Genomic DNA, 23,701 nt, shown 5'->3' on the forward strand with positions numbered 1-23,701 from the left:
AGAGGGGGCTGCCGTCCGGGCCCCGGTCGCTGCGGAAGCCTGCACGGGGACGTACCCGGGGCTAGCGGACTGAGGCCGTCTCGGCGTCGGCCATGGCCTTCCATTCGGCCACCCGCGCCTGGTGCAGCGGTGAGCGGCGGACCACGGCGTAGGCCACGCCGAGGACAGCGAACCAGAGCGGGGTCACAAGTAGCGCCGTGAGCGTGTCCGGCTGGGTGGTGAGCGCCCAGATCAGGAACGCGAAGAACGCGAACACCACCCACACCATGACGATGCCGCCGGGCATCTTGAACGGTGAGGACCGGTGCAGCTCGGGGCGGCGCTTCCGGAACACCAGGTAGCTGGCCAGGATGATCGACCAGACAAACATGAAGCAGACGGCCGAGACAGTGGTGACCATGTCGAAAGCCGGTATGACGTCCTTGCCCGCGTACAGGAGCGCCACGCCGGCAAGGAGCAGCACGCAGGAGAGGAACAGTGCGTTCTGGGGCACTTTTCGGCTGGAGAGGCGGCCGAAGACCTTGGGGGCATCGCCGTCGTTCGCCAGGCCGAAGACCATGCGGGAGGTGGAATATATTCCGGAGTTGGCCGAGGACATGGCCGAGGTCAGCACCACGAGATTCACGACCATGGCCGCCATTCCAAGTCCGGCCAGCGAGAACATGCCGATGAACGGGCTGTGGCCGGCCTTGAACTCGGTCCACGGGGTGACGGACATCAGAATGATGAGGGCGCCCACGTAGAAGAGCATGACCCGGAGCGGGATGGCGTTGATGGCGCGCGGCAGGTTGTGCTCGGGGTTCTTGGTCTCGGCTGCCGCCGTGCCCACCAGTTCAATGCCCACGAAGGCGAAGACGGCGATTTGGAACCCGGCTACGAAGCCCATGAACTCCCGGGGGAAGAAGCCACCGTGGCTCCAGAGGTTGGAGAAGCTGGCGGTACCGGCGCCGGACTGGAAACCCGTGAGAATCATGACGAGGCCCACCGCGATTAGCGCCACGATGGCCACGATCTTGATCAGCGCGAACCAGAACTCTGTTTCGCCGAATGCCTTGACCGTGGGGAGGTTCAGCAGCAGCAGGATGACGACGGTGGCGATGCCGGGGACCCAGAGCTGGATGCCGGGCCACAGTTCGTTGGCGTAGCCCGCGATGGCGATTACGTCCGCCACGCCGGTGACCACCCAGCAGAACCAGTAGGTCCAGCCGGTGAAGAAGCCTGCCCAGGGGCCGAGCAAGTCGCCGGCGAAGTCGCTGAAGGACTTGTAGTTCAGGTTGGACAGCAGCAGTTGGCCCATGGCGCGCATCACGAAGAACAGCATGAAGCCGATGATCATGTACACGAAGATGACGGACGGCCCGGCCACCGAAATGGTTTTGCCGGAGCCCATGAACAGGCCGGTGCCGATGGCACCGCCGATGGCCAACAGTTGGATGTGCCGGTTGCTCAGCGAGCGTGAAAGGTGGGGCTCGCTGCCCTGGCTCGAGGCACTTCTCTGCCCCGTGGTTGTCTGCTCAGACATGTGCGCAAATCCTTCGGAAAGACCGCCGCACCATGGCGGCGGTTACAAAATCAGCCTTTCCAACCTACATCGTGGCAGGTCAGGGGGGTGTAGTCCGATAACGACGGCGGCGCAAGCCGCCCGCGCGAAACTCAGGGGCCGCCGTCGGGTACGCCGCACGAAGCACCGCAGGACAAGCCGGGACAAGCCCGGAAAGCAAGAAAGGCGCCAACGTCCCGGCGGAACGTTGGCGCCTCCACATGTCCGGGGGCTAAGGGCCGGTCAGACCTTAACGGACCCCTTCGGAACAAACAGGGTTTCAGCCTGTTCCAGCGACATGCCGTTTGTCTCCGGCACCTTGTACATGACGAAGAAGAATGAAGCGGCGGCAAACAGCGCGTACATTGCGTACGTCAGCGGCAGGGAAGCTGCAGCCATCACGGGGAAGCTCAGGGTGATGGCGAAGTTCGCGACCCATTGTGCGGCGGCCGCCAGACCCAGGGCACGGGCTCGGATGCGGGACGGGAAGATCTCACCGAGCAGGACCCACACCAGCGGACCCCAGGAGGCGCCGAAGCTGATGACGAAGACGTTCGCGGCAACGAGGGCGACAGGGCCCCACGCGCCCGGCAGCGAGATCTCGGCTCCGGTGCCCCGCGCGGAGGCGAAGGCCACGGCCATGGCGGCCAGCGAGACGGCCATGCCAATTGAACCGGCCAGCAGGATGGGGCGGCGGCCGATGCGGTCAACGAGGGCGATCGCCACGAGGGTCACCAGGATGTTGGTGATGGAGGTGGCCACCGAGATGGTGAGTGAGTCCTTCTCGTGGAAGCCAACAGCCTTCCACAGAGTGGTGGAGTAGTAGAAGATCACGTTGATGCCCACGAACTGCTGCAGGACGGACAGCGTGATGCCGATCCAGACGACTGCCTGCAGGCCGAAGGTTTTGCCGCGCAGCGATCCCTTCAGTCCCGCGAGCTGGTCTTCCTCGATGGCTTCGCGGATCTCGCGAAGGTGGCGGTCGGTGTCCTCGTCCGGGGCGATGGAGTCGAAGACCTTCCGGGCTTCGGCTTCCTTGCCCTGGATCACGAGGAAGCGCGGCGATTCCGGCAGCGTGTAGGAGATCCAGCCGTAGACGACGGCGGGCAGTGCCGCGCCCAGGAACATCCAGCGCCAGGCCTCGATGCCGAGCCAGAACGGCTGCTCCGCGCCGCCGGCGGAGGTTGCGAACAGCGCATCGGAGAGCAGTGCGGCGAAGATGCCGGTGGTGATGGCCAGCTGCTGCAGGGAAGCGAGGCGGCCGCGGACGTGCCGGGGCGAGATCTCGGAGATGTAGGCCGGGGCGATCACCGAGGCCAGGCCGATGCCGAGGCCGCCGACGAGGCGCCAGAAAATGAGGTCCCAGACGCTGAAGGCGAACCCGGTGCCGAGGGCGCTGACCAGGAACAGCAGGGCGCCGAGCTTCATGGCGGGGATGCGGCCGTAGCGGTCCGCGACCTTTCCGGCCATGTACGCGCCGGCCGCGCAGCCGAGCAGGGCAACGGCCACGGCGAAGCCGGTCACGGCTTCGCTCAGTGCGAATTCGTCCTTCATGGCATCGACGGCGCCGTTCACCACTGAGGAGTCAAAGCCGAAGAGGAAGCCTCCCACGGCGCCGGCAAGTGCCAGCCAAATGACCCTTTTCGGGATCTTGGCGGTGATTTGCTCATGGGCGGTGGACATGGATCTCCCTTGGCTTTTGGGGGTGGTTTCTGCGGTGCGGACGTCGTCGGCTGCGGTACCGGCCAGATAGCCGGCGCACACGCGCCTAACAGTGTGGCACGTCACCGCGTGCTGTTCCACTTCGGGACAAAGAACGACGACGGCGGGACGTCCCGCCGTCGTCGTTTCCTTCGTGTGCTTGACCGCGCCTTAGTGTGCCGGCACGGCCTCGGCCACCTCAGCGGCCTTCGCAGCCTTAGGGTCGGTCAGCTTCTTGTTCGGCAGGGCGAAGCTGATCAGGAATGCGATGCCGGTGAGGGCGGCGGCGGTGAGCATCACGGCGTCGATCGACTGCGCGAAGCCCTCGGTGATGGGCCGGGTGAGCACCGGGTTCGCCGAGTGCAGCCAGCTGGTGTCGTTGAGCGACTCATTGCTGGCACCGTTCTTGAAGAACTCGTAGAGCTTGGCGTTGGCGGGATCGGACGCCACCGCGGGATCGTTGAGGACCTTCAGGTAATCGGCGTTTTGCGTCGCGTCCTTCATGGCGGTGGCGATCTTGTCGGCGGCCAGGCTGAAGAGCATGGAGATGAACACGGCCGTGCCCACTGCGCCGCCCATGGAACGGAAGAACGCGGCGGATGAGGTGCCCACGCCCATGTCCTTCGGCGGCACGGAAACCTGCATGGCCAGGGTGAGCGGCTGCATGCAGAAGCCCAGGCCCAGGCCGAAGAAAACGGCGATCAGCCCCGGCGCCCAGAGCTCGGTGTCCGTGCCGAGGGACAGGCCCATGACGACGGCGGCCGAGGTCAGGATTGCGGTGCCGAGGATCGGGAAGATGCGGTAGGTTCCCGACGCCGAGATGGTGCGGCCGGCGGTGATGGAACCCGAGAGGATGCCTATGGTGAAGGTGATCATCATCAGGCCCGCCTCCGTCGGGGTGAGGCCCTTGACCAGCTGCAAGTACATGGGGAGCATCGCGATTGCACCGAACATGCCGATGCCGATGATGAAGTTCAGCAGCGAGGACAGGCCGAACGTCATGTTCCGGAAGAGGCGCAGCGGGATCAGCGCGTAGTCTCCGGCCCGCTTCTCCGCCAGCAGGAATCCGGCGATGCCGGTGACGCCCAGGCCGTAGCAGAGGAGGGATTCAGCCGAGGTCCAGCCCCAGCTGCGGCCCTGCTCGGCGACGAGGAGCAGCGGGACGATGGCCAGGGTGATGGCTGCCGCGCCCCAGTAGTCGATTTTCTGCTTGACGTGCTTGGCGGGCAGGTGGAGGTACAGGAACACCACAACCAGGGCGGCCAGGCCGATGGGCAGGTTGATGAAGAAGACCCAGCGCCAGCCGTCGAAGCCGAGGATGTTCGAGGAGCCGGCGAAGGCGCCGCCCACCACGGGGCCGAGCACCGAGGAGATGCCGAAGACGGACATGAAGTAGCCCTGGAATTTGGCCCGGTCCTTCAGCGAGACGATGTCGCCGATGATGGTCAGCGCGAGGGCCAGCAGGCCTCCGGCGCCCATGCCCTGGATGCCCCGGGCGATGGCGAGTTCCGTCATCGAGTGCACGGACCCTGCGTACAGCGAGCCGGCCAGGAAGATCACGATGGCCGCGAGGTAAAGCGGGCGGCGGCCGAAGATGTCGCTGAGCTTGCCGTACAGCGGGGTGGTCACCGTGGACGTGATGAGGTACGCGGTGGTGGCCCAGGCCTGCAGGGAGAGCCCGTCGAGGTCGTTGGCGATGGTGTAAATGGACGTGGACACGATGGTCTGGTCCAGGGAGGACAGGAACATGCCGAGCATCAGCCCCACCATGACGGTGATGGTCTGCCGTTTGGTCAGGGTATCTCCGGGCGCGCGTCCGGCTGTGGTTGTGGACATGGGTGCTCCAGGGAAGAAAGGCGGGATTCACAATTGATAGTTGCTTTCAGTAACTATGTTACCGCCCGCTTTGTTCCCTAGGGCAACGAAAAATCTTCTGGGCTCCACCAAGGGGTTGGATCTCGGCGCTTCGATCGGTCCTATCTGCCGATATCTCACGCCTCAGTGCCGGGCATTGGGCCCCTCAGCGCTCGATGAGGATGCCGTCCGGGTCGCACCAGATCATGACGCCCGTGCGGATAGTCACGCCGTCGATCAGCAGGTCCACGTCCGTCTCCCCGGCGCCCGCCTTCGAACTTTTCCGCGGATTGCTGCCCAGCGCCTTGACGCCGAGGGGCATGTCGGCAAGCGCCGCACGGTCGCGGATGGCGCCATTAATCACGACGCCGGCCCAGCCGTTTGCCACGGCGCTCGCCGCAATCATGTCCCCCATCAGGGCGGTCCGCAGGGAGCCGGAGCCGTCCACCACCAGCACCGCGCCATTGCCGGGCGTGGCCAGGGTGGACTTGACCAGCCCGTTGTCCTCGAAGCAGCGGATGGTCCGGACCGGCCCGCTGAAATGTGAGCGGCCGCCCAGGGACTGGAACTGCAGGGAGATGGAATTCAGTTCCTCGCCGCGTTCGTCATAGAGGTCGGCTGTGTTGACGGTGGCGGAAGGGCTGGCAGGCGAAGCGGTCATTGGTTCTCCCTGGGATCATGTGGCGCTGTCGATCTTCAGTTAACCGCACGGCCTCCACGTCTTACCACCGGGCGCGTAGCAGCGCGGGCCCGTGTAGCCCGGGTACGGGTTGGTGCTGGCGCCGGAGCTGCCGGTGGCACATACGCGGGCGGAACATACACAGGAGGAGCCGGGGGAACGTAGACCGGAGGAAGGCCCCTGATCCTTTCGACCTCGGCGGCAGCGTCGAGGCGTGAAACGAGAGCAGCGCAGGAAAGGCATTCTATCGTCGCAAAGAGTGATGTTCTACACGTCCTGCAGCTAGTCTGATTCACACGACCAATACCGTTCCAGGGGGCCTGCCATGAGTCTGTCCGACATTCCGGGTGCAGTTCCCGAGCCCGGTCTGATAGGTGCACGGCAGGCCAACGCGCTCGCCGAGCCGACAACCCGCGTGAGGCCCTTGTGGATCAGCGGAGTGGTGCTGGTCAACCTCGGAATCAATGCGGCCTTCTTTGGGCCCCTCCAGGTCCTTCTCGGGCAGCAGGCCGAGCATTTCGATCCCGGCCAGAAGGAAGCCATCCTCGCCTTGGTGACGGGCGCTGGAGCCGCGGTGTCGCTCGTAGCGAACCCCCTGGTCGGCGCCTTCAGCGACCGCACTACGTCCCGCTTTGGCCGCCGCGTGCCGTGGGTCGTAGTGGGAGCCATCCTGGGGGCGGCCGCGCTGATAGGCCTGGCCGGCGCTCCCAATGTGGCCGTCATGACCCTGCTCTGGTGCCTCGTGCAGGCTGGCTGCAACGGCGCCTACGCCGCCATCACGGCGACCATTCCAGACCGGGTTCCGGTGCCGCAACGGGCCACGGTGGGCGGTCTCGCGGCGACGGGCCAGACGCTGGGCATCTTGCTCGGCGCGGTGATTGCCGCCGTCGTCACCGGAAACTTCGCCCTGGGCTACATCGCCTGCGCCGCTGCCCTGCTCGCCGGCGTGGTGATGTACCTGTTCAAGAGCGACGACGTGCCCCTCCCCGCCGGTGACAGGCCGCCGCTGAACTGGACCGAGTTCCTGGTCAGCTTTGTCCGGCCGCTGCGCCACCCGGACTTCGCCTGGGCGTGGATCACCCGGATGCTCGTCAACATCGGCAACCACATGGTCACGCTGTACCTTTTGTTCTTCCTCGGGGATGCCGTGCGACTGAAGGAAACCACAGGCCTCGAACCGGCCTTCGGCGTGCTGGTGCTGACCGGGCTCTACGCCGTGTTCTTGATCATCACCAGCGTCCTGGGAGGCCGGCTCAGCGACCGGATGGGCAAGCGCAAGCCGCTGGTCATAGCGTCGTCGGCGATCATTGCGCTGGCTTCACTGATCCTGGCGTTCGCGCCGACGTGGATCGGGGCCATCGTGGGCGCCAGCGTCCTGGGGATCGGTTTCGGAGCCTACCTCGCCGTGGACACTGCGCTCATCACCCAGGTGCTGCCGCACGCCGTTGACCGCGGCAAGGACCTCGGTGTCATCAACATCGCCAACTCCCTGCCGCAGGTCATCGCTCCGGTGCTGGCCTGGCCCTTCATCTCGCTGTGGGGCGGTTACGTCTCTCTCTACGTGGCTGCTGCGGTGATCGGGCTGCTGGGCGCCGTGTTCGTGGTCAAGATCAAGGGCGTCGATTGACGGGCGGCGCGGGCCTCGTAAACACCGTGCCGTATAGTTGAGTCCGAATTGCGGGCAGGATCGGGATGGGGACTCTCCTGGCTCCCGCAGGAATCACAACCCTCGGACTGATGATGCTTGAATTTAATCCAGATCTTCCGCCCATGGCAGCTCCGCCCTCCCTTCCCCGGCAGCAGGCCCGCTATGCCCGCATTCTCGACGTAGCCGCCGGCTTTGCCCGCAAGGGACTCAAATCGGTGACGCTGTCCGAGGTCGCTGCCAAGGCCAACGTCCCCCTCAGCACCCTGTACCGTTACTTTCCCTCGGCGACTCATCTCATGCTTGCCCTTTACCGGCACCAGCTGGGCGAACTGAAGGTGAACACGTGGCCGGGCGGCGGCACGGTGCGCGTGCATGCCCTGTCCGGGGTGGTGATGGAAATCTTCCACATGCGGGTCATGCAGCCGGCCGTCGAGCAGTGCCTTAGTAGGGGCGTCTACGTCGAGGGCCGGGACACCACAGCCCTGCTGCGCGAGATCGACGCGCTGTCGGAGCGGGCGGTGACGGCCGCCAGTGGCGACGAAACTATCTCCAAAGTGCTGCTGCTGACCGTCACTGGTCTAGTCCAGTCGGTGCGCTGCCGGCGGCTCTCGCTGTTCGAGGCGGAGGAAGACCTCAAGAAAGCGTGCGCGCTCGTGGCCCCAAAGCCCCGGTCCATGCGCCACACAGCGTAACAGGTCTAGACCAGCGGGTGCCTTTGGACGCCAAATCACGTGACTTGGGTCACAAGTGTGTCCGCATATCGGACATCGTGCCCGATCTGGCGAGGCCGCTCCCCCCCAGCCGTTTACGATTGCAGGACCGGAGTGGCTAGCACCCCCGTAGCCGCGGGCTTCCGGACGGACCCCCACCCTCGGGCCGTCGGAGAAGCGCGCACCTGACCATCTTGAGCCTTCCACGCTTGAGCATCCCGTGCCGTGCTTCCACGGCTAGCCCAGGAGACAACGATGTCCACCGAAACGATCGCCTCTATCGACAACACTGCGGCCGAAGCCCTGACCGAGCAGGAAATCTTCACCGCCCACGAGGGCGGCAAGCTCTCCATCGCAAGCACCGTCCCGCTGGCCAACAAGCGCGACCTGTCCATCGCGTACACACCCGGCGTTGCCCAGGTCAGCCGCGCGATCCACGCCGACCCGGAACTGGCCAAGACCCACACCTGGGCACAGCGCCTGGTGGCTGTGGTCAGCGACGGCACCGCCGTACTCGGCCTCGGCAACATCGGCGCCAGCGCTTCCCTCCCGGTCATGGAGGGCAAGTCCGCCCTGTTCAAGGCGTTCGGCGAGCTGGACTCCATTCCGCTGGTCCTGAACACCACGGACGTGGACGAGATCGTGGAAACGCTCGTCCGGCTGCGCCCCAGCTTCGGTGCCGTCAACCTCGAGGACGTCTCGGCCCCGCGCTGCTTCGAGCTGGAAGAAAAGCTCATCGAAGCCCTCGACTGCCCCGTCATGCATGACGACCAGCACGGCACCGCCGTCGTGGTCCTCGCCGCGCTGACCGGAGCCGCCAAGGTGACCGGCCGCGACATCGAAGGCCTGCGTGTTGTGGTTTCCGGTGCCGGCGCCGCCGGGATCGCCGTCGCGGAGATCCTGCTCACCGCCGGCATCAAGGACGTGGTGCTGCTCGACTCCCGCGGTGTCATCAACAGCGAGCGTGCCGACATCGCCGCTGACCCCGCCAGCAAGAAGTCGCAGATGGCGCAGCGGAGCAACCCGCGCGGCATCACCGGCGGCCCGGGCGAAGCCCTGCTGAACGCTGACGTTTTCGTCGGCGTTTCCTCCTCCAAGCTGGACGAGGAACACCTGAAGCTGATGAACCACAGCTCCATCGTGTTCGCACTGTCCAACCCGGACCCCGAAGTACTGCCCGAGGTCGCTGCGAAGTACGCCGCCGTCGTCGCCACCGGCCGCAGCGACTTCCCCAACCAGATCAACAACGTCCTGGCCTTCCCCGGAATCTTCCGTGGCGCCCTGGACGCCGGTGCCCGCCGGATCACCCCGGCAATGAAGCTGGCAGCCGCCCGGGCAATCGCCGAGCTGGCCGCGGAGGACCTGTCCGCGGACTACATCGTGCCCAGCCCGCTTGACCCCCGCGTGGCCCCGGCCGTTACGGCCGCTGTCGCCGCAGTGGCAGCGGAAGAAGCAGTCTGAGTCTCCACAGCTGAACGGCAGTGCAACTGAACAGCAGTACGACGGCGGTGCCTCCTCTCGCAGGAGGCGCCGCCGTCGTCGTTCCTCAGAGGGTGACGTCAGGGCGCCCACCCGAAAACAGCCGCGCTGCCTGACCCTAGACTGGTGGAATGAACGCCCAGACCGTAGTGACTGTCCTGTGCGGCCTGGCCATCCTTGTGGGTGTGGCCGGCACCGTTATCCCCGTCCTGCCGGGCAGCTTCCTGATCGGCCTCAGCCTGCTGGCCTGGGCTATCTGGGGAGGCGAAGGTGTCACCGGGTGGGTCGTTTTCGGCGTCGGCATGGTCTTCGTGCTCGCCGGCATGGCTGCCAGTGCCGTGCTCGCCGGGCGAAAGCTTAAGCAGCACCGGATTCCGAACCGAAGCGTGGCGCTTGGCATCGTGCTGGGCATCGTGGGCATGTTCGTCATTCCCGTCGTGGGCCTTTTCGTGGGGTTTGCCGCCGGGCTGCTGCTGAGCGAGGTCCAGCGGACGCGGAACATCGGCACCGCCCTGACCACCAGCTGGGCGGCCCTCAAAGCCACCGGCCTGGGCATCCTGGTGGAATTCGGGCTGGCCTGCCTTGCCGCCAGCACCTGGCTGATCGGCGTGTGGGTGGGCGCGGCGTCGGGCTAGATTTCCCTGGCTATTAGCATGGAAGAATGAGCGCCGGGCAGATTCCAGGACCGATCTACCGCGACAGCCGTGACCTCACCCCGTTCGGCGCCGGACAGGTCCGGACGCCAGTGCGCGAGATCGCCGAAGGCGTGGGCGGGATGATCCACGGCGTCTTGGGCGGCCGGGATTCCGATTTGATCGGTGTGGAAGGCAGCATCCCCAGGCTCAAACTCCTCCCGGGGAGGCCTGCCAAGGCGGTTTACGACGCCATCTTCAACAGCACCGATCCCAACCGGCTTATCGCGGTAGGCCGCGAACATCCCGGCTGGGCCGGGCTCTGCTACGTGATGGCCGGGCTGCTGTCCCACAAACAGGGCGGGTACCTGCGTGCCGTGGAACTGCTGCAGCGCGGACTGGGCATCAGGAACGACGACGAAGCGAACCAGTTCGCCGCCAGTTACCTCACCCGCGTGGTCACCCGCGTGGAGGTCGCCGAGCGCGTCGAGGTTCCGGTGCTGTTCAGCGAGGAGGCGGTGTTCCTTGCCCTGTCCCAGTCCCTACGGGAGACTGGCCAGACGGAAGCGGCGCTGGAAGCGTTGACCATGCTGCCGCCGTCGTTGCCTACCGCACTGGCCAAATGCGCCCTGGCCTACACGCTCGGACGCGACCAGGAGGTGGTGGTCTGGACAGAGGGCCTGCTCAACGCCGATGACCTGTCCGCCGCCCTGCTGCTGGTCCGTGCCCGTTCGCTCCGCCGCCTGGGCGCCCACGAGCATGCGCAGCGGGCGCTGAGGGAGGTGCTGCGGCGGCGGAAAACCAGCATGGCGCTGCGCAACGACGCCATCACCGACCGGGCCATGCTGGCCTTGGACAACGGCCGGAAGTCCCTGAACCCGCGCGACTGGCGGCGCCGGCGCGCGGAGCTGGAAACCTTCGAGGTCATCCGCAAGGACGTGGAGGCACGCAGGGTTTGGGAACAGGAGTGGAAGAGGCTGGACGGGGACTGAGGCTTTCTGTCGCGGAGGCCGCCCCATGTGTCCCGGGACCTTGTGGGCAGGTGGCCGCCGGAGTACAACGGACAAATGACCGATGCGATCAGGCAGTGGATGGAAAAGTACATCGCCGCGTGGGAAACGAATGAGCCCGAGGACATCCGGGCGCTCTTCACCGAGGATGCCGTGTACGCCACGCGGCCCTACGACCCCGATGCCTGGCGCGGCCGCGAGCAGATTGTGGAGCGCTGGATCGCCTCCGCGGATGAGCCTGAGGACTGGAGGTTCGAGTGGTCCGTGCTGGGTTCGGACGGCGACCTCGCCTTCGTCCAGGGCCGCACCACCTATCTGGATGACCGGCCGAGCTACGAGAACCTGTGGGTGATCCGGCTCGCGCCGGACGGGCGTGCCAGTGCCTTCACCGAGTGGTTCATGGAGCGTAAGCCCTGAGTCAGTGTTTTGACTCAGTGTCCTGCGAGGAGCGGCAGAAGCTGTTCGGACAGGAGCGCGGCGCCCAGGACGAGCATGATGATTCCGCTGGCCAGGGTCACCCGCCGGGCTGCGCCCGGCCGCGACTGCAGCAGCCGGCGGGACAGCAGGGCCACCGCGGTGTAGACGACGGCGGCCAGCAGCACGAAGGTCAGGCCGAGGAGGCCTGACTGCACCGGTACGGGCAGCGGAGCCTCCGGGCTGACGAACTGGGGCACCAGGGCCACGAAGAACAGCAGGCCCTTGGGATTGATGCCGCTTGTCCCCATGCCCTGGAAGAACGTGCGCAGCTGGTTCCGGCTCGTGTTGACGTCGTCCGCCACCGTGAAGCTCGCACCACGCCACGAGCGGATGGTGGCGGCGCCCAGCCACAGCAGGTAGGCCGACCCGGCCACGGTGAGCCATCCGAGGAGCCCCGGCAAAGCTGCCAGCACGGCTGCCAAACCGGCCACCATGAGCACCGTGTGCAGTATGTAACCGCTGCACAGTCCTGCAACGGCGGGGAGGAAGCTGCGCCGGCCGAGCCCGGCCGCAATGGAGTACGCCCAGTCCACTCCCGGAGTGCAGGCCAGGGCCGCCGCAATCAGCACGAAGGCTAGGAATAACTCGGGATTCATGGTGCTGCTCCTCCTAGATGGGCTATGGGAAAAGTCTAGGAAATTCGGGGCCACAAGTGTTCCCTCTTTTCGCCCCACCCCGCGCCTAAGGAGTAAGATTCTTGCGTGCTGGATCATATTGACCGAAATATTTTGCGCCACCTCAAAGAGGACGGCCGCATGACCGCCACGGCCCTCGCTGCGAAGGTCGGGCTCACCGTGGCCCCCTGCCATCGGCGGCTCCGTGACCTGGAAAGCTCCGGAGTGATCCGCGGGTATAAAGCCGATATCGATCCGAGTGCCGTGGGACTGGGGTTTGAAGCGATCGTCTTCGTGACGCTGCGGCAGGTTGACCAGTCCACCATGGAGATTTTCGAGAACCGCGTAGCTGAGAACCCGAATATTGTGGAAGCGCAGCGGCTCTTCGGTTCCCCGGACTACCTGCTCAAGGTGATCGCCGAGGACCTCCCCGCCTATCAGCGGTTTTACGACAGCGAGCTGACGGTCCTGCCCGGCGTCGAACGGCTGACGTCGACGCTGGTAATGAAGAACCTTAAGTCCAACGCCGGCCCGCCTGTATAGCGGCAATGGGTTAAACAGCGGCAGGCCTTGGAAGGAGTTCTTCCGCGGCCTGCCGCTTGTGCAGGATGCCCGGTCAGCGGGGGTTCAGAACCACGTTCTGGAAGGCCCCGGTTCCCGTGCCGGTGTACAGCCACAGCTTGCCGTCAGCTGATACGGCAATGACATTGGGGTTCGCCGTCCCGCCGAAGCGGCCCACGCTGGCGAACGATTCCTGGTCAGTCCATCCGGTGGCAAGCTGCCTGCGGGACAGGAAACCCGATGTTCCGTTGCCGGGATACAGCCACAGCTCGCCGGCTGCGGTCCGCGCCATGATGTCGGCCTTTCCGTCGCCGTTGAAGTCGTTCGCAGCAACCACCTGGTCGAAGATGCCCCAGCCCGATCCGATCTGCTTCTTGGTCTGGAAGCCGCCGGTTCCGTTGCCCGGATACAGCCAGAGCTTGCCGTCCGCCGTCATGCCGACGATGTCGTTGCGGCCGTCGCCGGAGAAGTCCCCGGGCGCGAGCATCTGCGTGAAAATGCCCCAGCCGTTGCCAATCGCCTTCCGGGACTGGAAGTTTCCCTTTCCGTCCGTCGGGTACAGCCAGAGGGCTCCGTCCGCCGTGCGAGCCACGATGTCCGGTCCGCCGGCGCCGTTGAAGTTACCGGCGGACAGCACCCGGTCAAAGATCTGCCAGCCGGAGCCGATCTGACGTGGCGGCCGGAACCCGCCCGACCCGTTGCCGGGGTAGAGGATCAGGGCGCCCTGGGCTGACATCGCCAGGACGTCCGGCTTGCCGTCGCTATCGAAGTCCCCGGCTTCCCAGACCTGACTGAACGTGCCCCAGCCGGTTCCGATTGCCAGCTTTGAGGCTAAGCCCGTCCCGCTGCCGGGATAGGACGTCAGCGTACCGGTGGAGCTGGCTGCCAGGACGTCCGTGGTCCCGTCGGCCGTGAAGTCCTGGCCGCCAATAAGGTCCGAGACGTTGCTCCACCCTGTGGCGAGGGTCCGTGCTGCCCTGAAGCCGCCGGTTCCGTTGCCGGGGTAGAGGTAAACGGTGCCGGCACTCGTGCGGGCCAGGAGTCCGGATTCGCTGCCGCCGAGTTCACCGGCAGGGGCCAGGGAGGCGAACCCGTTCCAACCAGAGCCGACCTGCTTGGGGGCAAGGAAGCGGCCGGTGCCGTTGCCGGGGTAGAGCCACAATGTCCCGTCGCTGCTGCGGACGCCGAACAGATCCGTATGCCCGTCGCCGTCGAAATCTCCGGCGGGAACAATGCGCTTGAAGATGTACCAGCCGGAACCGATCTGCGTCCGAGCCAGGAAGCCGCCTGTCCCGTTGCCGGGGTAGAGCCACAGCCCGCCGTCGGAGCTGCGTGCTATCAGGTCCGTCCGCCCGTCTCCGTCGAAGTCGCCGTTGCCAAAGACAGAGTTGAAAGCGTTCCAGCCGGAGCCGATGATGACCGGGGCCGCGATCTTGTTGCCCGCTTGGCCGGCGTGCAGGAACAGGGATCCGTCGGACTCCCGGGAGATCATGTCCGCGCGGCCGTCGCCGTTGAAGTCACCGGCAGAGAACTGGATCTTTGTCCTCGTGCCCGGATCCGCATTGATGGTGACGGTGGCGGACGTGGCCGACACGGAATTGACGGTGACGCGGGTCCCCGCGTGGGTCACGAAAGTCTGTCCGGCCTGCCACGCATGGTTCGTGGCGTACGTTCCTGCGAACGGCCGGGTCGAGGGCATGAGGATCAGTGTTGATGCAGCGGTAGCCCCGCCGCGCTGGACGATTTTGACGCCCCGGTTTCCTGCCTCCGTGCTGGCACCGAGGTAGCTGTCGTAGGACCCGACGGGTTGCCTGAGTTCCAGGTAATAGACTTCCCTGCTCACCGGGTCCGTGAACTTCAGGGCGCGATTTGGCGCGGTTCCGCCCCAAGGCAGGAGGGTATAGGTCTTGATGCCCGTGGCCACGCCGATGTTCCGCACTTCTGTCCCCTGGCCGAGCCCGCGGGCCTCCCAGGAGGGCGAGCTGATGACCGGCATCGTGAAGTTGGACATGCCCATGAGGTCCGTGCTGTCGCCGTATTCGCGGATGGAGCAGGTCGCGTCCTGGAATTGCCCTGTGCTCGTGGTGCCCACGTCCGAAACGCCGCTGCTGCACTGCAATGAGTCCGCATGCATGGCGCCCAGCACGTGTCCGAACTCGTGTGTCATCACCGGGTTTGTGAAGCCGCTGATTTTTGGCATCAGGACACGGCCGCTGTTGCCGTTGCTGCTGTAGGCGACGCCGAGGGCCCAGCCGCCCAGTCGTTCTGTCGGGATGAAGATCACCAGCGCTGTGTTGGTGCTGTAGGACCACTTCAATTCTGACGTGATCGTGTTGATCACGTCCCAGTACGGCTGGGTGGACGTGGCTTTGGACAGATGCCCGACCTTCGTCCACGCCGGCTCCACTGTCATTGAGACGCGGCCGCCTGACATTGCCTTCCAGTAGTTGCTGGTGGCGGCTATTGCCCGCTTGCCCGCCTCAACGTCGACGATGCTGGCTCCCGTATCGGCAAGTTTCGCGGTGACCAGCTTGACCTTGATGGGGGCGGTCGCCAGGGTTCCGGCCTCTGTGTCGAGGGCAAGCCCGTCCGGCGGGCCGTCCATCGGGACCCCGGGGGCCGATTCATATGAGTGGTGCTCGTAGTCTTCGAGGGATTCCACCGGCAGTGCGGCGCCGTCGGCAGTGGGATCCGAAGCGGCGAAGGTGGGGCTGGCCGGCAGGGAAACCAGTCCGGCGGCGAAGACCAGCAGCCCGGTCGTTGCGGCGATTGAACGGGAAAAAGAGCGCATGGAGTTCCTTATTGAGACCGAACCCTGGCTGAGACCTTGGGATGGATGCGCACCGGCCGGCCCGCAGGATGCGGCGGCAGATGCTGAATCAGGCTACAGTCGGCACCGCAGGGCTGCCGTCAGATTTTGCGCAGTTTTCCCCAATGATTCGCGCAGCATCGGCGTGGCGGGCCGGCGCGCCGTCACGTGCTGAGCAGCCCAGTGGTCCGGTAGGGAATGACCTCGCGGAGAAACATGCTCGTTGACGTACGGATGATGCCGGGACACAGCCGGATCTCCTCCGAAACCCGGTACAGATCATCCGGGCTGGTGGCCACCACCCGGATCAGCAGGTCAGTATCGCCGGCGGGGGCATGGCATTCCAGCACTTCCGGAATCTCCCGGAGGGCGGCGATGGCCTCATTCAGGTGGCTCTGGTCCAGTTCGGCGCTGACCGCCGCGGCCACACCCCGGCCGAGCGCGGCGGGAAGCACGCGGCTGCTGTTGGGGCGCAAGGCCCCGGAGCCCGTCATTCGCTCCAGGCGCGACTGGACCGTTCCTCGCGCCAGGCCAAGGCGTTGGGCGAGCACCATGATGGGGAGTCGCGGATCCTCGTCGAGCGCTGCCAAAATCCGCCTGTCAGTAGCGTCCAGCTGCTGCAATGTGCTCACTTCCTACCAGTTCTACCCGCAGCAGTTGATCACTTTGACTACTGCCGCAGGTGCCCGTTGCGCCTACTGTAGGGCCTCTGCTCAAATAGTGGCAACACGGGTAAAGGCCACCGCCGGAGCCCGTAGGCTTACAGGCATCCGGCACACCACCCGGCCCCTGGACATCGTTTCCTGCAAGGAAGCCGCCGCTGATTGACACTTGTTCACGCATCGTCATTCCGCAAGCAGTGCCGAACCTCCTCAGCGCGGACCGGCACGGCAAGAGCCCGTGAGCCACCGAGCCCCGATTTGTACCGGGACTGCGCGGTAGCTGAGGGGCTCTTGTGGTGTTCGGATTAGGCTGGAGGACATGACCCGCGCCGGCCGTTTCGCCCCCAGTCCGTCCGGCGAGCTGCACGTCGGGAATCTGCGCACCGCGGTGCTGGCCTGGCTGTTCGCCCGGTCCACGGGGCGGCGCTTCCTGCTTCGCGTTGAGGACCTGGACCGTGCCCGCGCCGGCGCGGAGACTCAGCAGCTGCGAGACCTGGCGGAAATCGGCGTGACGTGGGACGGGCCCGTTGTCCACCAGACCGACCGTGGGCGCTTGTATCAGGAAGCGATCAGGCGGCTGGAAGCTGCTGGGCTGACATACGAATGCTTCTGTACACGCAGGGAGATCCAAGAGGCACCGTCCGCGCCGCACGCGCCGCAAGGCGCCTACCCGGGCACCTGCCGGGACCTCTCCACGGCAGAAATCCAGGCGAAGCGGACTTGGAGGCCTGCCGCCATCCGGCTGCGCTCCGCGGTTAACCACTGGACGGTGGAGGACACGTTGCACGGGAGTTTTACCGGGGTGGTGGATGACTTCGTGCTCCGCCGCAACGACGGTGTAACGGCCTACAACCTGGCTGTGGTGGTGGATGATGCCGAGCAAGGCATAGACCAGGTGGTGAGGGGCGATGACCTGCTGCCTTCGACCCCCAGGCAGGCATATTTGGCCTCGCTCCTTGCTATTCCTTCCGTGGAATATGCTCACGTGCCCCTTGTGGTGAATTCCGACGGCGCCCGGCTGGCGAAGCGCGACGGCGCGGTCACGCTGCGCGACCTGGCCGCCGTCGGGATCTCTGCGAGGGAGGCGCGCCGGAGAATTTTGGTCTCACTGGGCTTGCCCGGCGACAGCCCGGAAGCGGCGCTGAGCGCCTTCAATCCGGCGTCCCTGCCGCGTGAGCCGTGGGTCTGGCCGGGAGTGTAGCAACAGCCGCCCCGCTGGTGGAGCTTGTCGAGACCCCAAGCTTCACCCCGTCTTGGCCCGCCGCTCCAGGTTCTCGAGCGCGGCCTGCAGCCGTGCGGTGCTCCGCCTCTCGTCAATGACGATTGATGTGCCGAGCGCCGCCACAATGATGAGCAGGCAGACGGGGACAGAAACGCCTGCGCCCGCCAGGGCTACGCTTCCGGCCAGAACCGCCAGCAGGCCGCCAGTGACGGCGAGGAGAGTACGGTCGACGCAGGTCATGACGCTGGAAAGCGCGGTGAGCGAGACCTTGAAGAGCGCGACGGGCACTGCGATGCTGGCCACCGCGACCGCCGCGCTGATGTGGGCCGAGTGGTCGATGTAGTAGGCAGCCACATGGAGGCCGGCCCCAGTGGCCGCAATCGCTGCAAAGATGAAGATGTGGCCGTAGCCGAAGATGTACGAACGGTGCCGCTGCAGGTGGAGTGCGCGGCCGGCGGGCACGATGAAGTAGATCCACCACATGCTGAAGGCCAAGGCTGTGCCGCCGAAACCCACCAGTGCCGCGTCCAGGGTCCAGCCGTGGTTCGCCACGATTGCCCGCAGCGTCGCTATGGCGCCGATCAGGCACTCCCCGAGGGCGATAATGGCCAGCAGCCCGTAGCGTTCGGCGATGTGGTGTGCGTGCCATGGCGTGGTCGCGTTCCGCTCGGCAGCGTAAGGCGTCGCCAGCTCGAGCACGTACAGCGGCACAATCATCATGAAAGTGGTGGGTATGTCCGCCTGAATGACCAGCACAGCGATCCAGCCGAGCTGGACCACTGCCAGGTACTTCGCGTAGCGCAGGCAGGTCTGCCGCCGGGCAGGGTCCTGCCGTGCGGCGCGCATCCACTGGAAGACCAGGGCGAGCCGCATGATGACGTAACCGCCAACAATGGCGGTGTTGTCCACATGGTCCCCCTCCACCAGAGAGTGGAACATGGGCTCGATGCCCATGACCAGGATCAGGACGCCGAGCAGTTGGACCATGGTGACCACTCGGAACACCCAGTCGTCCGTGTCGTAGGCACTGGCGAACCAGGTGAAGTTGATCCACGCCCAGATCACGGCGAACATCGCGAAGGAAAAGCCGAGCAGTCCCGTGCCGAAACGGGCTTCCGCGATCTCATGGGCGAACTGGCTCCCGGCCACCCCGAAGGCTATGACGAACGTCAGGTCGAAGAACAGCTCCAGAGGCGTGGCTGTGCGGTGCTTTTCATGCGGATCGCGGCCGCCCATGCGGGCCATGGCGTGCCGAAGCGGATTAGTGGGCATGAATCAAACAGTAGCGCGACCAGAGGGAGGTTGCTCCGGGTACGCCGCCAGTGCGACTGTAGGACAGCTCTGCGGTTCTCCTCCTCTCCGCCATTTCGATGGTTCCCTGCCGGATCGACGGCCGCACCCGACGTCTAGCAGGCAGGGAACCGTCGAAACGGAGGCCCGTGACGTCCGATGCCCGCTGCTAGACCCGGCCCAGGGCGTCGATGTCCTCGAGGAACTGCTCGTGGACTTCCTTGCTCACCGTGGTCCGAGTTTCAGCGATGGCGTCAAGGTAATCCTGGGTGGCGGGCCCCTTCCGGACTGCCTCACGGATGGCAACGGCACCCCCGGAGGCCAGCCCGCCGTCGTCGTACACTGCCTTCTCCAAGGCGCGCTGGGAGGCGCTGCGGGCCGCGAACTCGATGTCCGCGGGGGAGAAGCCCTCGGTCCGGTCCACGAGCAGCTCCACGTCCACGTCATCAACCACGGCGGCCGGGATGAAGCGCTGCCACATGGCTTCGCGGGCCTGGCGATCGGGCAGGCCGATGGGGATGACATAGTCGAACCGGCCGTGGCGCAGGAATGCCGAGTCGAGGGCGCGGATGAAGTTGGTGGCGCAGACCAGCAGCCGGCCGGGCTGTTCACGGAAAGCCGGGATGATCTTGAGGAGCTCGTTGGTGACGCCCTGCAGCGGCGACGGCGGCTCGCCGGACCGCTGGGCCGCGATTTCCTCCACCTCGTCGATGAACACCACGGCGTGCTCGAGCTCGGCGATCTCCAGGAACGTTTCGCGCAGAGCTCCCGCCAGGCCCTTGGGGTCTGACGCCAGCCGGGAGGGGAACACCTCCACGAACGGCCACTCCAGGCGCGATGCGATTGCCTTCGCGAAGGTCGTCTTGCCCGTGCCGGGCGGTCCGAACAGCACGACGGCGCGCGGCGGCACCACGCCGTACTCATCGGCGAGGTCGGCCTCGGCCAGCGGGAGGACCAGACGGCGCTCCAGCAGTTCCTTCTCCCGGCGCATGCCGGCCACGTTCTCCCACAGGTCACGCGCGAGGACCCGGCCGCCGAGCAGGCCGAGCGGCTCGAGTTCCTGGCGCTGCACGGGAATGGTCCGCTCGAAGTAGCGCAGGTTCTTTTTCAGCAGGAAGCCCCGGCTCAGGAAGGCCTCCACCCGGGTCTCGGACTCGGGCATCAGGGCGGAGAGCTTGTTCAGCCCGTGCGGGGCCATCCGGTTTTCGACGGCGGCCAGCAGCGACGTGCCGATCCCGCGTCCGCGGTACTCGGGGAGGGTCGCGAGAAAGACAATCCAGCCTTGGTCGTGGGCGGCGCGGCCGACGGCGGCACCGACCACGAGGTCTCCCTGCACGGCCACCACGGCGTGGTCCTTTTCGCAGGATGCCAGCACTTCGGAGAGCGCGTAGACGGGTTCGACGTTGTTGGCCTTGAGCGACTCCCAGAGGTGCAGAATGCCGTCCAGGTCAGACGAGTGAAAATCCCTGATCCGCCAGTTGGTCATGAAGTTTCTCCTGTTTGGTTCGTCGCTGAGCCAGGCTGAGGTGCTCTGCTGAGCATAGGGGATCGCGCCGCCGCTCGGGGTTGCGGGAGCGTTGCGTTACGGGCCCTCGCCGAGTCAGAACTCAAGCGGCGGGCTCGCCGCGGCCCTTGGAGCCCTTCCAAAGGTGGTGGGTGCGGTGGTTGCCATCGGTGTGGACCACGAGCACCGGGCAGGCAGCGTGGGAGACGCACGCCGAGCTCACCGATCCCAGGTGCATGCCCAGGAACCCGCCGTGGCCGCGCCGTCCTACCACCAGCATCGCCGCGCCTGCACCGGCCTCGACCAGTTTCGCCGGTGCCGGTCCGCGGATCAGGTCCTGAGTGATGCCTTCAGGGGCGTCAGGGCCGAAGGCTTTGTCGAGGGTCTCGGACAGCATTTTTGCCGCCGCAGTCTCGAACGCGGCGAAGTCCGGCGGCACGTACCCGGCGTACATCTGCGGGAAGTCCCAGCACGCGACTACGTGGACCCTGGCGTCCAGGGCTGGGGCCAGCCGGGCCGCCAGGCGCAAAGCCTGTACGGATGATTCCGAGCCGTCGACGCCGACGACCACTTTTCCTTCCGTTGCCATCACTGTTCTCCTTCGACGTGTTGATCCTTGTGGCTTCCGTGCGCGTGTTGCGGCCCGCGCGCGTGCAGCCCGGCCGTTTCGAGCCGAATGCCGGCCGATGCGGCATCTTCAAACCGGGCGTCGATCTGCACCACGTCCCGGCCCTCCCGCTGGAGGAGGCTGGCGGCCACGGCGGCCCGGTATCCTGAGGCGCAGTGGACCCAGAGGCGGCCTTCGGGCAGTTCGTCGAGCTGGCCAAGCAGGTCGTGCAGCGGGACGTTCACCGCTCCCGTGACGTGGGACTGGGCGTACTCATCCTCCCGCCGGACATCGAGCACGGTCTCCCCGGCCGCCTTTTCATGCTCGACGGCGGCCCAGTCCGCCCGCGGATAGGACGCCAACGGGGCGCCTGGCACGAGTGCTGCGGGGTCTGTGCCGATGGCGGCGCCGGGCCGGTCGATACCGATGCGGGAGAGGTCCCGGATGGCGTTCTGCACGTCATCCCGTCCGCCCACCAGGGTCAGCTTCTCACCCCAGGGCAGGACCCAGCCAAGGTAAGAGCTGAACAACCGTCCCGAACCGTATTCGAAGCTCACGGTGCCCTTCAGGTGGCTGCTGGCGAACGCGATGCGGCGGCGCAGGTCCACCACCCATTCGCCCCGGGCCAGCCGGCCGGACAGCTCCTCGGGATCAAGCGGCTCGGGCAGGGCCAGCTCGGCCTCCCGCGGGCCGGTGAAGTTGATCGGGGCCATGTGGGCGTAATAGGAGGGATACGCCGCCAGGTTTGCGAGGAGTTCGGCGACAAAGTGGTCCGGATCGGGATCCTTGAGCGCGTGGTTGACCTCGAGCTGCTCGCCGATGGTGGAGGCCTTGGAGGAAGTCGACGGCCCCACCGAGCAGAACGATCCAAAGCCATGCGTGGGGTACAGCCCGGCCTCCGGTCCGGCCTCGTCGGCTAGCCGGCGCACCGAGGCGTACTGGTCCCTCGTCAGGGCGTCAGTATCCGCGGGCCCGAGCAGGTCCGTCCGCCCGACCGAGCCGTACAGCAGGCTGCCGCCCGAAAACACCGCCTGTGTCCCGTCGTCGGACGTGACGATGTAGGACAGGTGCGTGTGGGTATGTCCGGGGGTGGCCAAGGCGCGGAGCGAAAGGCGGCCGACCTGCAGGGTCTGGCCGTCCGCGATGGGTTCCCGTTCGAAGCCCACAGCGTCCGCAGCGTTGACGAGGTATTTCGCACCATGGGCGCGGGCGAGGATCAGGCCGCCGGTGAGGTAGTCGTTGTGGATGTGGGTCTCAGCAACGTGCGTGATGCGCACTCCCGCGGCGCTCGCTGCTTCCTCGATCCGGTCCGTATCCCGCTGCGCGTCGATCACCAGGGCCACGCGGCCGTCGTGCACCAGGTAGCTGCGGTCCCCGAGCTGCGGGGTATCGATGACAACAACGTCCATGCATCCGCTTCCTTTGAGGGCCGTTATCCTGGATCTGGAGCAGAAACTGTGCAGTTCTGCACCACTTTGCCCCGTGACCCCGGAGTGCAGGCCCGGGTGGATGCAGGCGGGGTGTCCGCGGGCGCGTGGAAGTGGTGCAGAAATGCGGACTGCGGGTTCAGACCTTCAGGGGAACGGGGTGGACTTCGTCTGCCCGATGGCCCGCGCGCTCATGAATGCGCTGGACGGCGTCCGCGGAAGGCGCCTCGGACAGGCAGTAGACCAGTCCTGATTCGGGGTCTGCCCAGGCCGACTTGAAGTTGACCTTTTCGTCGTCCTGAATGGCAAGGTCGGCATTGTGGGCTGCCAGCAGGTCCTCCTTGGTAATCCCCTTCATGTTGTGGTGGACATCCATGAATTCCGGCATGATGACTCCCTACATTGATCCGTCGTTGAATACCCGGGATGAGGCTGACGGTAGACCCGGGCAGTGCACCCGTCAAGGGGATTTGCGCCTACTTAAAAGCAGAACGACGGCGGCACGTCCGGTTCCGTGGGAACAGAACCGGACGTGCCGCCGTCGTCTTTTCAAGCCTCCCGGACCAAGCGCGAACGGACACTTGGGGCCCTCAAACCCGGGGCCCCAAGTGTCCGTTCGCGCTTAACCGGAGGGGGTTAGATGCGGTCGGCTCCGCCAGGGCCGGGGCGGTTGGCGACGACCGGGGACATGCCGGTGAAGCCGTCGCGGGTTTCGGCGATGTCGTGGATCTGCTTGCGGCAGGCGTACCAGCCGGCGACCATGAGGGCGCAGGCGACGAGGGTCACCAGCAGGGTCAGGGGCGAGTCGATGAAGACCATGACCAGCACGCCCACGAGGAACAGCAGGGACAGGTAGCCGGTGTAGGGGGCGCCGAACATGCGGAAGGAGGGGCGCTTCAGCCAGCCCTTGTCGGCCCAGCGCTTGAGCTGCATCTGGCAGAGCACGATGGTGGCCCAGGTGACGATGATGCCCACGGAGGCGACGTTGAGGACGATTTCGAAGGCCTGGGACGGGACGAGGTAGTTCAGCGGCACGCCGAGCAGGGACACCCCGGCGGTGATGGCGATGCCGCCGTAGGGTACGCCGGCCTTGTTCATGCGCTGGGCGAACTTCGGGGCGGAGCCGGCGACCGACATGGAGCGCAGGATCCGGCCGGTGGAGTAGAGCCCGGCGTTCAGGGAGGACAGGGCCGCGGTGAGGACGACGAGGTTCATGATGACGTCCACGCCCTGGATGCCGATGGAGCCGAAGAACGTCACGAAGGGGCTGACGCC

Annotated in this window: 21 protein-coding genes; 8 read left to right on the plus strand and 13 right to left on the minus strand. The window is 66.0% G+C overall.

Going from position 1 to position 23,701, the window contains the following annotated elements:
* Positions 1-61: 61 nt before the first annotated feature.
* From cycA to rraA, 4 genes are all read right to left on the minus strand, one after another.
* Positions 62-1,522 carry a D-serine/D-alanine/glycine transporter gene (cycA, locus tag ACIP9X_RS04380; protein WP_400478483.1) on the minus strand — a complete coding sequence of 487 codons (1,461 nt, stop codon included), beginning with the start codon at positions 1,520-1,522 and terminating at the stop codon, positions 62-64.
* 261 nt (positions 1,523-1,783) lie between these two features.
* Positions 1,784-3,223 (minus strand): sugar porter family MFS transporter, encoded by a 1,440-nt coding sequence (locus ACIP9X_RS04385; RefSeq protein ID WP_400478484.1) that lies wholly within the window; start codon positions 3,221-3,223, stop codon positions 1,784-1,786.
* A 189-nt stretch (positions 3,224-3,412) separates the two neighbouring features.
* Positions 3,413-5,077 carry an MDR family MFS transporter gene (locus ACIP9X_RS04390; protein ID WP_400478485.1) on the minus strand — a complete coding sequence of 555 codons (1,665 nt, stop codon included), beginning with the start codon at positions 5,075-5,077 and terminating at the stop codon, positions 3,413-3,415.
* Positions 5,078-5,261: 184 nt separating this feature from the next.
* Positions 5,262-5,756, minus strand: coding sequence for a ribonuclease E activity regulator RraA (rraA, locus tag ACIP9X_RS04395; protein WP_400478486.1), 495 nt, complete (start codon positions 5,754-5,756; stop codon positions 5,262-5,264).
* Positions 5,757-6,099: 343 nt separating this feature from the next.
* On the opposite strand from rraA, the gene ACIP9X_RS04400 reads away from it, so the two are divergent.
* The 6 genes from ACIP9X_RS04400 to ACIP9X_RS04425 all read left to right on the plus strand — a co-directional run bounded on the left by ACIP9X_RS04400 (position 6,100) and on the right by ACIP9X_RS04425 (position 11,670).
* Entirely contained in the window at positions 6,100-7,401 is a 1,302-nt protein-coding gene (locus ACIP9X_RS04400; protein WP_400478487.1) for an MFS transporter, read from the plus strand.
* A 113-nt stretch (positions 7,402-7,514) separates the two neighbouring features.
* Complete coding sequence (locus ACIP9X_RS04405) at positions 7,515-8,114, plus strand: TetR/AcrR family transcriptional regulator (protein ID WP_400478539.1); 600 nt, start codon at positions 7,515-7,517, stop codon at positions 8,112-8,114.
* A gap of 273 nt (positions 8,115-8,387) precedes the next feature.
* Positions 8,388-9,593: an NADP-dependent malic enzyme gene (locus ACIP9X_RS04410; RefSeq protein WP_400478488.1), complete on the plus strand. Its 1,206-nt coding sequence runs from the start codon at positions 8,388-8,390 to the stop codon at positions 9,591-9,593.
* 149 nt (positions 9,594-9,742) lie between these two features.
* Positions 9,743-10,246, plus strand: coding sequence for a DUF456 domain-containing protein (locus ACIP9X_RS04415; protein ID WP_400478489.1), 504 nt, complete (start codon positions 9,743-9,745; stop codon positions 10,244-10,246).
* A gap of 26 nt (positions 10,247-10,272) precedes the next feature.
* The gene (locus ACIP9X_RS04420; protein WP_400478490.1) at positions 10,273-11,235 is read left to right on the plus strand and encodes a hypothetical protein; all 963 of its coding nucleotides are present in this window, start codon (positions 10,273-10,275) and stop codon (positions 11,233-11,235) included.
* A 75-nt stretch (positions 11,236-11,310) separates the two neighbouring features.
* A complete protein-coding gene (locus tag ACIP9X_RS04425) occupies positions 11,311-11,670 on the plus strand; it encodes a nuclear transport factor 2 family protein (protein ID WP_400478491.1) in 360 nt (119 codons plus the stop codon).
* A gap of 14 nt (positions 11,671-11,684) precedes the next feature.
* Here the strand turns inward: ACIP9X_RS04425 and ACIP9X_RS04430 are convergent, their stop codons facing one another.
* Positions 11,685-12,326: a LysE family translocator gene (locus tag ACIP9X_RS04430; RefSeq protein ID WP_400478492.1), complete on the minus strand. Its 642-nt coding sequence runs from the start codon at positions 12,324-12,326 to the stop codon at positions 11,685-11,687.
* 105 nt (positions 12,327-12,431) lie between these two features.
* On the opposite strand from ACIP9X_RS04430, the gene ACIP9X_RS04435 reads away from it, so the two are divergent.
* On the plus strand, positions 12,432-12,887 hold the full coding sequence (locus tag ACIP9X_RS04435) for an Lrp/AsnC family transcriptional regulator (RefSeq protein ID WP_400478493.1): 456 nt from the start codon (positions 12,432-12,434) through the stop codon (positions 12,885-12,887).
* Between the two features lie 73 nt (positions 12,888-12,960).
* Here ACIP9X_RS04435 and ACIP9X_RS04440 read toward each other — a convergent pair whose 3' ends face one another.
* Both ACIP9X_RS04440 and ACIP9X_RS04445 read right to left on the minus strand, forming a co-directional pair.
* Positions 12,961-15,696: an FG-GAP repeat domain-containing protein gene (locus ACIP9X_RS04440; protein ID WP_400478494.1), complete on the minus strand. Its 2,736-nt coding sequence runs from the start codon at positions 15,694-15,696 to the stop codon at positions 12,961-12,963.
* 182 nt (positions 15,697-15,878) lie between these two features.
* Positions 15,879-16,337 carry an Lrp/AsnC family transcriptional regulator gene (locus ACIP9X_RS04445; protein ID WP_400478540.1) on the minus strand — a complete coding sequence of 153 codons (459 nt, stop codon included), beginning with the start codon at positions 16,335-16,337 and terminating at the stop codon, positions 15,879-15,881.
* Between the two features lie 358 nt (positions 16,338-16,695).
* Here ACIP9X_RS04445 and gluQRS point away from each other — a divergent pair, with 358 nt between their 5' ends.
* The gene (gluQRS, locus tag ACIP9X_RS04450; RefSeq protein ID WP_400478495.1) at positions 16,696-17,577 is read left to right on the plus strand and encodes a tRNA glutamyl-Q(34) synthetase GluQRS; all 882 of its coding nucleotides are present in this window, start codon (positions 16,696-16,698) and stop codon (positions 17,575-17,577) included.
* Positions 17,578-17,619: 42 nt separating this feature from the next.
* Here gluQRS and ACIP9X_RS04455 read toward each other — a convergent pair whose 3' ends face one another.
* From ACIP9X_RS04455 to ACIP9X_RS04480, 6 genes are all read right to left on the minus strand, one after another.
* Positions 17,620-18,870, minus strand: a complete 1,251-nt coding sequence (locus tag ACIP9X_RS04455) for a low temperature requirement protein A (protein ID WP_400478496.1) — start codon at positions 18,868-18,870, stop codon at positions 17,620-17,622.
* 187 nt (positions 18,871-19,057) lie between these two features.
* Positions 19,058-20,374 (minus strand): ATP-binding protein, encoded by a 1,317-nt coding sequence (locus ACIP9X_RS04460; RefSeq protein WP_400478497.1) that lies wholly within the window; start codon positions 20,372-20,374, stop codon positions 19,058-19,060.
* Positions 20,375-20,495: 121 nt separating this feature from the next.
* Complete coding sequence (locus ACIP9X_RS04465; RefSeq protein ID WP_400478498.1) at positions 20,496-20,981, minus strand: universal stress protein; 486 nt, start codon at positions 20,979-20,981, stop codon at positions 20,496-20,498.
* Positions 20,981-22,408, minus strand: coding sequence for a rhodanese-like domain-containing protein (locus ACIP9X_RS04470; RefSeq protein ID WP_400478499.1), 1,428 nt, complete (start codon positions 22,406-22,408; stop codon positions 20,981-20,983). Before ACIP9X_RS04470 ends, ACIP9X_RS04465 begins: the two co-directional genes overlap by 1 nt.
* A 157-nt stretch (positions 22,409-22,565) precedes the next feature.
* The gene (locus ACIP9X_RS04475; RefSeq protein ID WP_400478500.1) at positions 22,566-22,814 is read right to left on the minus strand and encodes an SCO4226 family nickel-binding protein; all 249 of its coding nucleotides are present in this window, start codon (positions 22,812-22,814) and stop codon (positions 22,566-22,568) included.
* 248 nt (positions 22,815-23,062) lie between these two features.
* On the minus strand, positions 23,063-23,701 hold a 639-nt coding region (locus ACIP9X_RS04480), incomplete at its 5' end, for an amino acid permease (protein ID WP_400478501.1).

The organism is Arthrobacter sp. NPDC093125 (genome assembly GCF_044754225.1).
GTDB lineage: Bacteria > Actinomycetota > Actinomycetes > Actinomycetales > Micrococcaceae > Arthrobacter.

What these genes read in the sequence shown, in the direction of transcription:
- cycA (WP_400478483.1), bottom strand. Translation starts at nt 1,522, where the DNA reads ATGTCTGAGCAGACAACCACGGGGCAGAGAAGTGCCTCGAGCCAGGGC.
- ACIP9X_RS04385 (WP_400478484.1), bottom strand. Translation starts at nt 3,223, where the DNA reads ATGTCCACCGCCCATGAGCAAATCACCGCCAAGATCCCGAAAAGGGTC.
- ACIP9X_RS04390 (WP_400478485.1), bottom strand. Translation starts at nt 5,077, where the DNA reads ATGTCCACAACCACAGCCGGACGCGCGCCCGGAGATACCCTGACCAAA.
- rraA (WP_400478486.1), bottom strand. Translation starts at nt 5,756, where the DNA reads ATGACCGCTTCGCCTGCCAGCCCTTCCGCCACCGTCAACACAGCCGAC.
- ACIP9X_RS04400 (WP_400478487.1), top strand. Translation starts at nt 6,100, where the DNA reads ATGAGTCTGTCCGACATTCCGGGTGCAGTTCCCGAGCCCGGTCTGATA.
- ACIP9X_RS04405 (WP_400478539.1), top strand. Translation starts at nt 7,515, where the DNA reads ATGCTTGAATTTAATCCAGATCTTCCGCCCATGGCAGCTCCGCCCTCC.
- ACIP9X_RS04410 (WP_400478488.1), top strand. Translation starts at nt 8,388, where the DNA reads ATGTCCACCGAAACGATCGCCTCTATCGACAACACTGCGGCCGAAGCC.
- ACIP9X_RS04415 (WP_400478489.1), top strand. Translation starts at nt 9,743, where the DNA reads ATGAACGCCCAGACCGTAGTGACTGTCCTGTGCGGCCTGGCCATCCTT.
- ACIP9X_RS04420 (WP_400478490.1), top strand. Translation starts at nt 10,273, where the DNA reads ATGAGCGCCGGGCAGATTCCAGGACCGATCTACCGCGACAGCCGTGAC.
- ACIP9X_RS04425 (WP_400478491.1), top strand. Translation starts at nt 11,311, where the DNA reads ATGACCGATGCGATCAGGCAGTGGATGGAAAAGTACATCGCCGCGTGG.
- ACIP9X_RS04430 (WP_400478492.1), bottom strand. Translation starts at nt 12,326, where the DNA reads ATGAATCCCGAGTTATTCCTAGCCTTCGTGCTGATTGCGGCGGCCCTG.
- ACIP9X_RS04440 (WP_400478494.1), bottom strand. Translation starts at nt 15,696, where the DNA reads ATGCGCTCTTTTTCCCGTTCAATCGCCGCAACGACCGGGCTGCTGGTC.
- gluQRS (WP_400478495.1), top strand. Translation starts at nt 16,696, where the DNA reads ATGACCCGCGCCGGCCGTTTCGCCCCCAGTCCGTCCGGCGAGCTGCAC.
- ACIP9X_RS04455 (WP_400478496.1), bottom strand. Translation starts at nt 18,870, where the DNA reads ATGCCCACTAATCCGCTTCGGCACGCCATGGCCCGCATGGGCGGCCGC.
- ACIP9X_RS04460 (WP_400478497.1), bottom strand. Translation starts at nt 20,374, where the DNA reads ATGACCAACTGGCGGATCAGGGATTTTCACTCGTCTGACCTGGACGGC.
- ACIP9X_RS04465 (WP_400478498.1), bottom strand. Translation starts at nt 20,981, where the DNA reads ATGGCAACGGAAGGAAAAGTGGTCGTCGGCGTCGACGGCTCGGAATCA.
- ACIP9X_RS04470 (WP_400478499.1), bottom strand. Translation starts at nt 22,408, where the DNA reads ATGGACGTTGTTGTCATCGATACCCCGCAGCTCGGGGACCGCAGCTAC.
- ACIP9X_RS04475 (WP_400478500.1), bottom strand. Translation starts at nt 22,814, where the DNA reads ATGCCGGAATTCATGGATGTCCACCACAACATGAAGGGGATTACCAAG.